Annotated in this window: 7 protein-coding genes and 1 tRNA gene; 6 read left to right on the top strand and 2 right to left on the bottom strand. The window is 37.4% G+C overall.

What is annotated here, in order from left to right; genetic code table 11:
* Positions 1–2: 2 nt before the first annotated feature.
* Positions 3–3398, bottom strand: coding sequence for a DUF2723 domain-containing protein (locus tag ACFEMA_RS04300; RefSeq protein ID WP_411766780.1), 3396 nt, complete (start codon positions 3396–3398; stop codon positions 3–5).
* 324 nt (positions 3399–3722) lie between these two features.
* Here ACFEMA_RS04300 and ACFEMA_RS04295 point away from each other — a divergent pair.
* The 4 genes from ACFEMA_RS04295 (at position 3723) to infB (ending at position 8424) form a co-directional block, all read left to right on the top strand.
* Positions 3723–3795, top strand: a tRNA-Gln gene (locus ACFEMA_RS04295).
* 183 nt (positions 3796–3978) lie between these two features.
* A complete protein-coding gene (rimP, locus tag ACFEMA_RS04290) occupies positions 3979–4443 on the top strand; it encodes a ribosome assembly cofactor RimP (RefSeq protein WP_411766779.1) in 465 nt (154 codons plus the stop codon).
* A gap of 12 nt (positions 4444–4455) precedes the next feature.
* Positions 4456–5688, top strand: a complete 1233-nt coding sequence (nusA, locus tag ACFEMA_RS04285; RefSeq protein ID WP_411766778.1) for a transcription termination factor NusA — start codon at positions 4456–4458, stop codon at positions 5686–5688.
* Positions 5689–5757: 69 nt separating this feature from the next.
* Complete coding sequence (gene infB / locus ACFEMA_RS04280) at positions 5758–8424, top strand: translation initiation factor IF-2 (protein WP_411766777.1); 2667 nt, start codon at positions 5758–5760, stop codon at positions 8422–8424.
* Between the two features lie 154 nt (positions 8425–8578).
* Here infB and ACFEMA_RS04275 read toward each other — a convergent pair whose 3' ends face one another.
* Positions 8579–8953, bottom strand: a complete 375-nt coding sequence (locus ACFEMA_RS04275; RefSeq protein WP_411766776.1) for an SPOR domain-containing protein — start codon at positions 8951–8953, stop codon at positions 8579–8581.
* Positions 8954–9166: 213 nt separating this feature from the next.
* On the opposite strand from ACFEMA_RS04275, the gene ACFEMA_RS04270 reads away from it, so the two are divergent.
* Together ACFEMA_RS04270 and ACFEMA_RS04265 are read left to right on the top strand one after the other, a co-directional pair.
* Positions 9167–10516, top strand: coding sequence for a c-type cytochrome (locus ACFEMA_RS04270; RefSeq protein ID WP_411766775.1), 1350 nt, complete (start codon positions 9167–9169; stop codon positions 10514–10516).
* Positions 10517–10540: 24 nt separating this feature from the next.
* Positions 10541–13642, top strand: coding sequence for a TAT-variant-translocated molybdopterin oxidoreductase (locus ACFEMA_RS04265; protein ID WP_411766774.1), 3102 nt, complete (start codon positions 10541–10543; stop codon positions 13640–13642).
* Positions 13643–13714: the final 72 nt, after the last annotated feature.

Below are 13714 nucleotides of genomic sequence, written 5' to 3'. Positions count from 1 at the left end.
AGTTATTGTTCAGGGTCAATCGAGACTCCCGAACTGTCATTTAAAAGCATATCCAAATCGACTTCTTCAGGTTCATCCAATGGTTCATCTTGTCCTAATAGACGATCAAACAGCTTTAAATAATCATTGAATGTCCGTGTTTCCTGAAGCGCAAAATCTTCGTCATCATACACCACAACTAAATCAACCAAGGATCTGTATTTTTGAATATCGGTATAGATTTCCTCAATTAATCGTTCTTGTGTCTCAATATCTAAGCTGCCGAAATACGTAAGGTTTTCTTGATATTTTGTAGCAACCTGCTTATATAATTTTTGAGCTTTTTCTGTTTTGTCAACTTCGTAATAGGCACTGATATAAGGCTCTAGCAGTGTGTAATAACCAAAGTCATCAACTGGCATTTTAGCCATTGCAATATCTGCAATCTCCTCTGCTTTAGCATACTCATCCTCGTTAATAAGGGCTTCAATTAAACGTGCAATATTACTTCTATAGGTAATACCGTTTTTACGGGTTTCAACATCATGATAGATGTCTTCGCCACTACCTCCCCAATCCCAGGATTTTACTTTTTCATACATTAAATCAGGATCCACACGACCCATATCAAATGGATTGGATTTATCAACAGGAGTTTTAATTGGCACTAGTTTATAGCACATGCCATCTAATTGTAAATAGTCTTTTAACCAGATATAATCTTCATCCGAAAAAGCGCCTCCACTAAAATAAATAGGGCGTTCCCAATTGTTATTGGCTAAAATATCGAGCATTAACAATCTGTTCTTGTAGATTGCACTACTTGTAATGTTGAGGTGTACAGTATCTACTATTTTATCAGCGTCTTTTGGTTTAACAATTCCATTTTTTAGAACACTTTCCTTATCTACAGGAATGCTAATATGTCGTGTTGGGAAATAGTTTGAGTTCAGCATGGTGCTTGGGTAACCTCTTGGGTCTTCACCTTGTCGCTCTACAATAAACTTCAATTTAGTACTTGGTTTATCACTGCTGATAAATTCCATAAAATCTGAAATCGGAATCGTATCTTGAGTGATTTCACGCCTCATAATGTACTCTCTGTTGCGACCCCTATACTGCTTGTGTGTTAATTTTGAAGGGATTGGATCACTTTCATAAGCTTTACGCTTCATTTGGTCAATATACCAATCTGTTTGAAACAAACTCGTATTCACCACTCGTACATCTGTTCTTACTCCTTCAATTTCTTGCAAGTACCATAGTGGGAAAGAATCATTATCCCCAATGGTGAATAGAATAGCATTTGGTGCACAGGATTCTAAATACTTTCGCGCCATTGCGTTGGCAGTGTATTTACCAGATCGGTCATGATCGTCCCAGTTATTGGCGGCTAGTATTCCAGGTACAAGAATTAAGCAAACCAAAGCAATTCCTGGTGCTAATAATGGTGATTTTACTTTAGTTTTAAACAAATCAAACAAAGCATAAACTCCAAAGCCAATCCAAATGGCAAACACATAAAAAGACCCAACTACGGAATAATCCCGTTCCCTTGGCTCAAAAGGACGAATGTTGGTATAGAATTGTATGGCTAAGCCAGTCAATAAAAAGAATACCAACAAGACCCAAAATCGTTTTTTATCTGTATGAAGCAGAAAAAAGAAGCCTATCAACCCTAAAATCAATGGCAGGAGATAATAGGTGTTCCGGGCTTTATTCTCTAACACATCACTCGGTAGATTATCCTGGGACATACCCAAGTGCCATTTATCAACAAATGGAATACCGGAAATCCAATTACCATTAAAGTCATCGTATTTTCCTTGAAGATCGTTTTGGCGACCAGAAAAATTCCACATAAAATAACGCCAATACATATAACCAAATTGGTATTGGACCATATACATAAAGTTGTCTAGCTGTGAGGGCAGTTTAACTTCAAAATAGCTTTGTGCATTCTCTCTTAAAAACCGATCGTAATCTTCATAATCTATTTGTCCTTGAGCCACACGCATTCTAAAGTCTTGAACCATGGCATTAAGCTCTTGCATACGTGCACTTGCATATTGATTTGCGTCCTCTTCAGAATAGCCACCGTTGATAGCAATGTTATAGAATTCTGTTGCAAGCCCGGGTTTTAATTTAAAATCAATTAAACCGGTAAACATCATATAGTTCTCAGCATGCTCAGTACTCCACATCCGTGGCAGCCAAGTAGCGTGTTCGTGATTGTAGTTTTGTTTTGCGTTTTTCCAATCATTGATGATAATGTATTCTCCCTTTTCATAATCCTTTTCATAATTCTTTTTATCATCTACAAACGGTTGATTTTTATCTGCTCCAGAATAGATTTCTGTAAACTGTGGCCCATAAAACAAGTGCGTTTCAGGGTATTGTTCGAGGTTATAATAGGCTAACAACTCTCGTGCATCAGACGGATCGTTTTCGTTAATGATTACATTAGCATTAGCACGTATTGGCAACATCATCCAAGACGAAAACCCTATGAATATAAAGAGCAAACTAAGTACAAGAGTATTGGCATGTATATAGCCTTTTTTTCGGGTATAATTGAGTCCAAAATAAAACGCAGCGATTACCATTAGGCCTGCAATAATCGTCCCAGAGTGAAAGGGTAAGCCTAAACCATTGACGACATTAACTTCCATCCAACCAAAAAATTGGAGGGAGCTTGGGAGTAATAACTTAAAGATAAAAAGTAAGATGGCTGCAGAAATGACATTAGCCAGGATGAAATTCTTAACTGTTATGGTCTTATAGTTTTTGAAATAGTAAATCAGCCCGATTGCAGGGATGGTTAAAAGTCCCATAAAGTGAACTCCAAAAGACAGTCCAATAACAAAAGCAATGAGTATCAACCATTTGTTGCCACGAGGTTTATCCATGTCTTGCTCCCAGCGTAAAGCGAGATAAAACAGAATAGCCATTATTAACGTAGCCATCGCATAAACCTCAGTTTCTACGGCATTAAACCAAAATGAATCTGTAAACGTAAAGGCTAAACTGCCAACAAAGGCGCTACCTAAAATAGCCATAGCTTTAGCAGTATCCTCAGCATCTTTTTTGTATTTCACTAATTTTCTAAGAAGCATGGAAATGGTCCAAAACATAAAAAGAATGGTGAAGGCACTTGCCGTTGCACTCATCATGTTCATCATCATTCCAACATATTCGCTTTGCCCAAACGTAAATATTGAGAAAAATGCACCCATTATTTGAAATAATGGTGCTCCAGGAGGATGACCAACCTGTAGTTTAGAGGAAGTTAAAATATACTCTCCTGCATCCCAGTAACTAACTGTCGGCTCAATGGTAAGCGCATAAGTAATAAAGGCGATGGCAAATGCTAGCCAACCTAAAATGGTATTCCATCGTTTAAAGTTAAAACCGGTCATATAAATAAGTGCTTTTTATCAAAAATATTCTAGACGTTACACGTCGGGTTCTGCTTAAAATTGTCATCCCGAACTTGTTTCGGAATCTAAATAAAGAATTTTAGTTTTCAAGGCCCAAAGCAAACAATATAGTAGGCTAAAACCTATTTATTGTAGTATTTTGAAACATGACTTCAAAAAATTCTTTATTGCAGGCGAATTTACTAATTATTACAACAATCAATACCCTTTTAAGGTAACGTTAAGTAAAATAGATTATTTTTTGGATGTTTTTTTTGCCCAAGCCAAACTTTGTTATAAATTTGCATCCTCATTTTGAGATGATGGCCTATGGTGTAACTGGCAACACGTCTGGTTTTGGTCCAGAAGAGTCTAGGTTCGAGCCCTAGTAGGCCAACTTAAATTAAAATCCTAATTCATTTGAGTTGGGATTTTTAATTTTAAAAAGTGAGACCTTGAGTGTTACTGACATTCAAGCCCTCTAACCTTGCAGAAATCAATATATTTATTGTATATTTGCAGCGTTGTTTACGAAAATTAAATAGACGAGGGGACGGGAAGTCCCCTCTTTTTATAATATATGTTGAAGCAGAAAGTAGAAGACTTATTAAATGGTGCCTTAGAAGAACGTCAAGATTTATTCTTGATTTCTTTAGATATCTCAAGCAATAATCATATCAAAGTGGTCATTGATGGAGATAATGGTGTGCTTGTTGAGGATTGTATGTTTATAAGTCGCGCCATAGAACACAATTTGGATAGAGAAGAGGAAGACTTTTCTCTAGAGGTACTTTCAGCTGGTGCAACGTCACCTCTGTTATTACCAAGGCAGTACAAAAAAAATCAAGGCAGACACTTAGAGGTGAGGACTATCGATGACAAAAAAATAGAAGGAAAACTTGCTGAGGTAGACGACCTAAAATTGGTGTTGCAATGGAAAGCAAGAGAGCCAAAACCAGTAGGTAAAGGAAAGGTTACAGTTTCTAAAGAAGCAGAAGTAGCATTTACAGATATTAAAGAAGCAAAAGTTATAATAAAATTTTAATTCCTATCAATTATGGAAAATGTAGCGTTAATTGAATCATTTTCAGAATTTAAAGATGATAAATTAATAGACAGAGTTACGCTAATGGCGATTTTGGAAGATGTGTTACGTAATGCATTGAAGAAAAAATATGGTGATGATGATAATTTTGATATCATTATAAATCCAGATAAAGGGGATTTAGAGATTTGGAGAAATAGAATTGTTGTTGCTGATGGTGAGGTCGAAGAACCAAATCAGGAAATTGAATTATCCGAGGCCCAAAAAATTGAGCCCGATTTTGAAGTTGGTGAAGATGTAGCAGAAGAAGTAAAGTTAATTGACCTTGGGCGTCGCTCTATTTTGGCATTAAGACAAAACTTAATCTCTAAAATCCATGAGCACGATAATACTAATATCTATAAACAATTTAAGGAATTAGAAGGTGAAATTTACACGGCTGAGGTTCACCACATCCGTCACAGGGCAATTATTCTTTTAGATGATGAGGGCAACGAAATCATTTTGCCAAAAGACAGACAAATACCCTCAGACTTTTTCCGTAAAGGAGAAAACGTAAGGGGTATTATTGAAAGTGTAGAATTGAAAGGAAGTAAGCCTGCTATCATCATGTCAAGAACATCTCCTGTTTTTCTTGAAAAATTATTTGAACAAGAAATTCCAGAAGTTTTTGATGGCTTAATTACCGTTAAAAATGTAGTGAGAATTCCAGGTGAAAAAGCAAAAGTAGCTGTAGATTCTTACGATGACAGAATTGATCCGGTTGGAGCTTGTGTGGGTATGAAGGGGTCTCGTATTCACGGAATTGTTCGTGAGTTGGGTAATGAAAACATTGATGTTATCAATTACACCAATAACCTTCAACTATATATTACAAGAGCGTTGAGCCCAGCGAGAGTTACTTCTTTAAAAATTGATGAAGAAACTAAGCGCGCTGAGGTATTGTTAAAGCCAGAAGAAGTGTCTAAAGCCATTGGACGTGGAGGTCACAATATTCGTTTAGCAGGAAAATTAACCGGCTACGAAATAGATGTCTTTAGAGAAGGTGCAGAAGAAGATGTAGAATTAAAAGAATTCTCTGATGAAATCGAAGGTTGGATTATTGAAGAATTTAGCAAAGCAGGTCTAGATACTGCTAAAAGTATATTAGAGCAAGATGTAGAAGATCTTGTTAAACGTACAGATCTAGAAGAAGAAACAATTATTGAAGTTATTAGAATTCTAAAAGAAGAATTCGAGGACTAATAGCAATTTAGCTTTTAAAAATGAAGTTAGATTGATATAAAACAGATTTAAGTATATTACAGGCAATTTATGGCTCAAATTAGAATTAATAAAGTATTAAGGGAACTAAATATCTCATTAGATCGTGCTGTAGACTTTTTAGAGTCTAAAGGAATCGAGATTGAGAAAAGCCCCAATACAAAAATATCTCAAGAGGTTTATGATACGCTTTCTGATGAATTTCAGACAGATGCAACTAAGCGTGAAAAAGCTCAGGAAGTTAGTGAAGCAAAGCAGAAAGAGAAGGAGGCGCTTCGACTAAAACGAGAGCGCGAACTTGAAGAAAAAGAGCAAGCCGATAAGAAAAAAGAAGAGGTTGTTAAGGCCAAAAGTGAATTGTCAGGGCCTAAGCAAGTTGGTAAAATTGACTTAGATAAACCTAAGGCAAAAAAAGAAGATACCCCTAAAGCTGAAGAGAAAAAAGAGGAAAAGAAAGAGGAGGTAAAACCAAAAGAAAAGGTTGCAGCCAAGAAAGAAACTCCAAAAAAGAAAGTCGAGAAAGCTAAGAAAGAGGAGAAAAAAGAGGAGGCAGAAGAAGACGAAGAAGTATTAGAGACTAAGTATAAAAAATTATCAGGTCCTACCATTGCAGGTAATAAGATAGATCTTTCAAAATTTGAAAAGCCTAAGAAAAAGAAAGAGGACAAACCTTCAGATGATAAAAAAGGAGGTAGTAAACGAAAAAGGCGTCGTATAAGTAAAGGTGGTGATAGTAAGCCTAATTACTCTAAGGACAGATCGCGAGGAGCAAAAGGAAGAGGGCAGCGTTCAAAAACGGTTAAGGAAGAACCTAGCGAGGAAGATGTACAAAAGCAAATCCGAGAAACCCTAGAGAAACTTCAAGGAAAAAGCAATAAAGGAAAAGGGGCTAAATACAGAAGAGAAAAGAGAGATCAGCACCGTCAACAGACTGAAATCGATCAAGAAATTGCAGCTGCTGAGAGTAAAACATTAAAAGTAACAGAGTTTGTTACCGTTGGTGAAATTGCAACAATGATGGATGTTGGTGTTACCGAGATCATTTCGGCATGTATGTCATTAGGAATGATGGTAACTATGAACCAGCGTCTCGATGCTGAAACCCTTTCTATTGTAGCTGAAGAATTTGGCTACGATGTGGAATTTATAACTGCAGATATAGAAGAATCCTTTGAGGAGGTTAAGGACAAACCAGAAGATTTAGAGCCTCGTGCTCCAATTGTAACGGTTATGGGTCACGTTGACCACGGTAAAACATCCTTATTAGATTATATCCGAGAAGAAAATGTTATTGCTGGTGAGTCTGGGGGAATTACTCAGCACATCGGTGCTTATGGTGTTCAATTAGAGAACGGTCAAAAAATTGCATTTTTAGATACACCAGGTCACGAAGCCTTTACGGCGATGCGTGCTCGTGGTGCACAAGTGACGGATATTGCGATTATTGTAGCGGCGGCAGATGACGATATTATGCCACAAACTAAAGAGGCTATTTCGCACGCTCAAGCAGCAGGAGTGCCAATTGTTTTTGCAATTAATAAAATTGATTTACCAGCTGCTAACCCAGAAAAAATTAAGGAAGGTCTTGCTAACATGAATTTATTAGTTGAAGATTGGGGTGGTAAAGTTCAGTCTCACGATATATCAGCTAAAGTGGGTACTGGCGTAAAAGAGCTATTAGAAAAAGTATTGCTTGAAGCTGAATTGTTAGAGCTTAAAGCAAATCCTGATAAAGCTGCAAGCGGAACAGTCGTCGAAGCTTATTTAGATAAAGGACGAGGCTATGTGTCTACAATTTTAGTACAGGCAGGAACCTTAAAAGTTGGAGACTACGTTTTAGCAGGCACAACGTCTGGTAAGGTAAAAGCCATGCAAGACGAACGTGGTAATAATGTAAAAGTAGCTGGCCCATCAACACCAGTTTCAATACTTGGACTAGATGGAGCTCCGCAAGCAGGTGATAAATTTAATGTGTTCGAGGACGAGCGTGAAGCTAAACAAATTGCAACCAAACGTACACAGTTACAGCGTGAGCAGTCTGTTAGGACACAACGTCATATTACACTAGATGAAATCGGAAGACGTATTGCGCTTGGCGATTTCCAAGAGTTGAATATTATTCTTAAAGGTGATGTGGATGGTTCTGTTGAAGCATTGACGGATTCATTCCAAAAATTATCTACTGAAGAGATTCAGGTAAATATCATTCATAAAGGTGTTGGTGCCATTACAGAAAGTGATGTGTTATTGGCAACTGCCTCTGACGCTATCATTATTGGGTTTAATGTGCGTCCTATGGGTAATGCACGCCAGATTGCTGACAAGGAAGAAATCGATATCAGAACATATTCTATCATCTACGATGCCATCAATGATCTTAAGGATGCGATGGAAGGCATGTTGTCACCAGAATTGAAAGAAGAAGTTACTGGTACAGCCGAAATTAGAGAGATATTTAAAGTCTCTAAAGTAGGAAGCATTGCTGGTTGTATGGTGACTAGCGGTAAAATTTATAGAAACTCTGGTATCCGACTAATTCGTGATGGTGTAGTAGTTTACACAGGTGAGCTTGCGTCATTAAAACGCTTTAAAGATGACGTAAAAGAAGTCTCTAAAGGATACGATTGTGGTATGCAGATTAAAAACTATAACGACATTAAAGAAGGTGATGTTATAGAAGCATTCCAAGAAGTTGAGGTAAAGAAAAAGTTGAAATAATTTTAGTTTTCAATATATAAAAAAGGGTCTCGAATTTCGAGACCCTTTTCTATTTTATTTGTCATTCCGCACTTGATGCGGAATCCATTAGCTATATAAAAACTTTAGATTCCTGCCTTCGCAGGAATGACAAAAATACTTATAATGAACAGTGTTATTTTGTCTTGGGCTGAAAAATAAAGGCACTTATATAATTCTTCTTAATCCTTACTAAAGCTCGGTCGGCTTCAAGACGATCCCTAAAGTTCCCTACCCAAATCTTATAATTTGGAGTATTAAATTCCATGCTACTTGGAATATCCCCATACACAGATCTAAATTCGCTCATAATACGTTCAGCAGGTGCGCGCTCCCCAGAAAAGATTTGAATTTTATAGATAATGTTCGTATTTATGTCTTGCTTGTACTCTAGCAATTTGTCAATGCTTTTGTCTTGAATGACTTTAGTTTCAGCATTCTGTGAAAAACTAGAGCTCGAGAAAGCCAATAAAGCGCTAAAAATGAATATTTTATATTTAAGTATTTTCATGTCTTATTTTAATTGATTACAAAGGTAAATTTTAATAACGTAATTGCTCATATAAATGTTATTTAGAACGCTTATAAATTAGAAGTTAACAGAACGCTAACATTTCTAAAATCGACTTTATATCTTACTTTTGCATGAGTTTTTACAATCATATTTTTTTCAGTTTAAATGAAAAAATCATACCAAAGTTTAGAAGATAATTCAACTCATAATATGAAACAGGTGATCTACCGTAATTTAACCTCAAAGATTCTTCATTTAGGGTTTATTATATTACTTACGTTTTCAACCTCTATTTTGGCCCAGGACGCAGAAACACAAACTGCCGATACAGCAGCAGAAGACACTACTGAGGCTTCAGCATCTGCAGGAGACCCTACAGCTGGTAAGGCATTATTTAATACCAACTGCGCATCATGTCATAAATTAGATGGCCCGATGACTGGTCCGGCGTTGCGAAATGTTGAGACACGTCTGGCAGAAGAAGAAGGTTTAGATCGTGAGTGGATGTACGCTTGGGTTAAGAATAGTGCAGGCGTTATAGCCTCTGGTGATGCGTACGCCAATAAAATTTACAACGAGTACAACCAAACGGCAATGACAGCGTTTCCACAGTTGTCTAACCAAGATATTGATAATATTTTAGCGTACACGGCTGAGCCAAAACCAGAACCTTTTGTTGTTAATGGCGGAGGAGATGGATCTGGTGAAACATCTTCAGCTTCAAATAACATTATCCTTGGAGCACTAGCATTGTTATTTGCATTATTAGCTCTGGCGTTGATTCTTGTTAATCGTACACTTAAACGATTTGCTCAAGAAAAAGGTATTGCTATTAAAGAAAAGGAAAAAGGCATTCCTCTTTGGAAAGCATTTGTTCAAAACCAGTTTTTAGTATTGGTAACTTCAATATTCTTTTTGCTAGCAAGTGGGTATTTTGTTTATGGCTACCTAATGCAGGTTGGTGTTGACCAAGGGTACGAGCCAGTACAGCCAATTCATTACTCGCATAGAATACATGCAGGAGACAATGGTATTGATTGTAAGTATTGTCACTCTTCAGCACGAGTAAGTAAGCATTCGGGGATTCCTTCATTGAATGTCTGTATGAATTGCCACAAAAGTATTTCTGAAGTTGCGCCAGAAACCTTTGCAGAAGGACAAGAATATGGTGTAGATTATAATAAGGAAATTCAAAAATTATATAAAGCAGTTGGTTGGGATGTTACCACGCAACAATACACTGGCGAGACTGAGCCTGTGCAGTGGATCCGTATCCATAACCTGCCAGACTTTGCGTATTTTAATCACTCTCAACACGTTTCTGTCGGAGGAATTGAGTGTCAAACTTGTCACGGTCCTGTTGAGGAAATGGAAGTGATGTACCAACATTCTCCATTAACAATGGGGTGGTGTATTAACTGTCACAGAGAGACAGAAGTAAAAGTAAAAGATAACGCCTACTACGATAAAATCCATGAGCAATTGTCGAAGAAATACAATGTCGATAAATTGACAGTTGCAATGATGGGTGGTTTAGAATGTGGTAAGTGTCATTATTAATAATAAGAAGTAATTCAATATAATATGTCATCAAACAAGAAATACTGGAAAAGTGTTGAAGAGCTAAACGAAAACAGCTCTATTGTTGAGACGCTACAGCAAAATGAATTTGTTGAAGAAATTCCTACTGACGAATTTCTTGGCGATAAGGAAGCTTTAGAATCGTCTTCAACCACGCGTCGTGATTTCTTAAAATATGTAGGATTCTCAACCGCAGCTGCATCATTAGCAGCTTGTGAAGGGCCTGTGGTTAAGTCCATCCCTTATGTGGTACAGCCTAAAGAGATTATTCCTGGTGTTGCTAATTATTATGCAACTACAATTGCTGATGGAAATGACTTTGCCAGCATTTTGGTAAAGACAAGAGAAGGAAGACCGATTAAGATTGAGAACAATACTTTGGCTGCCACTAATGGCCATGCCAATGCAAGAGTTAATGCATCTGTATTAGGATTATATGATAGTCAACGTGTAAAGGCACCTATGAAGAAAGGTATGCCAATTACTTGGGATTCCTTCAATGCAGAGACATCGCAAAAATTAAAAGAAGTTCAGGCTTCAGGTAAGGCTATTGTGTTGTTAACACAAACCTTTGCGAGCCCATCAACTTCAAAATTAATATCTGAATTTTCAACACAATATAGTAATGTAAGGCATGTGTCTTACGATGCTATTTCTGAATCTGCTGCTTTAGATGCCTTTCAGGCAAGATACAGCAGACGTGCTTTAGCAAATTACGATTTTTCTAAAGCGATGACTATTGTCTCTGTGGGAGCGGACTTCTTAGGAGATTGGCAAGGTGGAGGTTTTGATTCTGGGTATTCTTCTAAGCGTATTCCTGCTAATGGGAAAATGTCTAGACATATTCAGTTTGAATCTAATATGTCCTTATCTGGTGCTAACGCGGATAAGCGAGTGCCAATAACACCAAGCCAACAAAAATTAGCCTTGGCTAAATTACATGGTTATGTTGTTGGAGGTTCAGTATCTGGTAATTTACCGGAATCAGTTGAAAAGGCAGTACAGGCCGCAGCTTCAGAATTAAAGAGAGCTGGTAGTAATGGTGTTGTTGTGACGGGAATTCAAGATGTAAATGCCCAATCCGTTGCGCTTGAAATCAATGAATCTATAGGAAGTAAGGCATTTGATACTAAGAATGTAATCCTTACAAGACAAGGAAGTGACAAAGCTCTCATGACTTTAATTGAAGACATGAAAGTAGGAAATGTTGGGGCAATCATTACTGCGGGTGTTAACCCAATGTACACTTTGCCAAATCCGGCTGATTTTGCTGAAGGATTAGGGAAGACTGACCTATCTATAGCTTTCTCAATGAAGGAAGATGAAACAGCTTCAAACTTTACTTATATAGCGGCTTCATCTCATTATTTAGAATCTTGGGGCGACGTAGAAATTAAAGCAGGGCATTATGGTTTAACGCAACCTACCATTCGTCCGTTATTTAAAACAAAACAATTTCAGGAAGCCTTATTGGTCTGGACCAATAATGATACTCCATATAGCGATTATATAAAAGCCACTTGGAAAGATAGCATCCTAAATGGAGCATCTTACAACCAAGCATTACACGATGGTGTTTTTGTTGGTACAACTTCAGAGGTTGTTGCTGAAGACACGACATCCGATGATACTACTGAACCAACACCAACCACAACTAATGCAGCAAGAGCTTTGGCAAGTGCTGCTTCTGGTGAAGGCATGGAGTTGGTCTTATATACCAAAACAGGTATGGGTGACGGTCAACAGGCAAACAACCCTTGGTTACAAGAATTCCCAGATCCAATTACAAGAACATCTTGGGACAATTATTTAACAGTATCTAAAGCAGATGCTGACCGTCTTGAGCTAATTAATGAAAATGTAGCCAATGGTGGACTTAATGGTAGCTATGCTAATGTGACTGTTAATGGAGTTACTATTGAGAATGTGCCAGTACTAATTCAGCCAGGACAAGCAAAAGGTTCTGTCGGATTGGCATTAGGTTATGGTAGAACAGCAGGTGTAAAAGAAGAATTACAGACTGGTGTAAATGCTTACCCACTATATCAAAATTTTAATCCATCTCAACCTATAAGTATTAGCAAAGCATCGGGTATGCATGAGTTTGCTTGTGTGCAATTGCACAATACACTTATGGGCCGTGGGGATATTATAAAAGAGACAAGTTTAGAGATATTCAATACAAAGGATAAGCATTATTGGAATGCCGTTCCTCAAGTGTCTCTTAACCATATAGAAACTCCCGTAACATCACCAGATGTTGATTTATGGGAATCGTTTGATCGTTCTATCGGGCATCATTTCAATTTGTCTATTGACTTAAATGCTTGTACTGGTTGTGGAGCTTGTGTTATTGCCTGCCATGCAGAAAACAACGTTCCTGTTGTTGGTAAGTCAGAGATGAGACGAAGTAGAGACATGCACTGGTTGCGTATTGATAGATATTACTCATCTCAGGAGTCTTTTGAAGGTGATAATGAAAAGAAAGAAAATATTTCTGGTTTAGGTAGTTCGTTGAGTGAATTTGGAGAGATGGAAAACCCATCTGAAAATCCTCAGGTCGCCTTCCAGCCAGTAATGTGTCAGCACTGTAACCATGCTCCATGTGAGACTGTTTGCCCTGTTGCCGCAACATCACATGGTCGTCAAGGTCAAAACCACATGGCATACAACCGTTGTGTAGGAACTAGATATTGTGCTAATAACTGTCCATATAAAGTACGTCGTTTCAACTGGTTCTTATATAACCAAAATGACGAGTTTGATTACTTTATGAATGATGACCTTGGGCGTATGGTATTAAACCCAGATGTGGTAGTACGTTCTCGTGGTGTGATGGAAAAATGTTCTATGTGTATTCAGAAAACACAGAAAACTATTTTGGATGCCAAGCGTGATGGACGTGAGATTAAGGATGGAGAATTCCAAACAGCATGTTCTGCAGCTTGTGGTAATGGAGCCATTGTTTTTGGAGACATCAATGACAAGGAGAGTAAAGTAGCTCAATTAAAAGAAGATGACCGTATGTATCACTTGTTAGAAAGTGTTGGAACAAAACCCAACGTATTCTATCATACTAAAGTGAGAAATACAAAAGAAGTATAATAAAGTAAAAAAGTGAGATGGTTTAAAGGTTGAAAAAATTAAAACTTTAAACTTTCGAAACAAATAAACATT

Origin of the sequence: Winogradskyella sp. A3E31 (assembly GCF_046720935.1) — a bacterium.
GTDB lineage: Bacteria > Bacteroidota > Bacteroidia > Flavobacteriales > Flavobacteriaceae > Winogradskyella.
This window is presented reverse-complemented; position numbering and strand designations above follow the sequence as displayed.

What these genes read in the sequence shown, in the direction of transcription:
- infB (WP_411766777.1), top strand. Translation starts at nt 5,758, where the DNA reads ATGGCTCAAATTAGAATTAATAAAGTATTAAGGGAACTAAATATCTCA.
- ACFEMA_RS04265 (WP_411766774.1), top strand. Translation starts at nt 10,541, where the DNA reads ATGTCATCAAACAAGAAATACTGGAAAAGTGTTGAAGAGCTAAACGAA.
- ACFEMA_RS04275 (WP_411766776.1), bottom strand. Translation starts at nt 8,953, where the DNA reads ATGAAAATACTTAAATATAAAATATTCATTTTTAGCGCTTTATTGGCT.
- ACFEMA_RS04270 (WP_411766775.1), top strand. Translation starts at nt 9,167, where the DNA reads ATGAAACAGGTGATCTACCGTAATTTAACCTCAAAGATTCTTCATTTA.
- ACFEMA_RS04300 (WP_411766780.1), bottom strand. Translation starts at nt 3,398, where the DNA reads ATGACCGGTTTTAACTTTAAACGATGGAATACCATTTTAGGTTGGCTA.
- nusA (WP_411766778.1), top strand. Translation starts at nt 4,456, where the DNA reads ATGGAAAATGTAGCGTTAATTGAATCATTTTCAGAATTTAAAGATGAT.
- rimP (WP_411766779.1), top strand. Translation starts at nt 3,979, where the DNA reads ATGTTGAAGCAGAAAGTAGAAGACTTATTAAATGGTGCCTTAGAAGAA.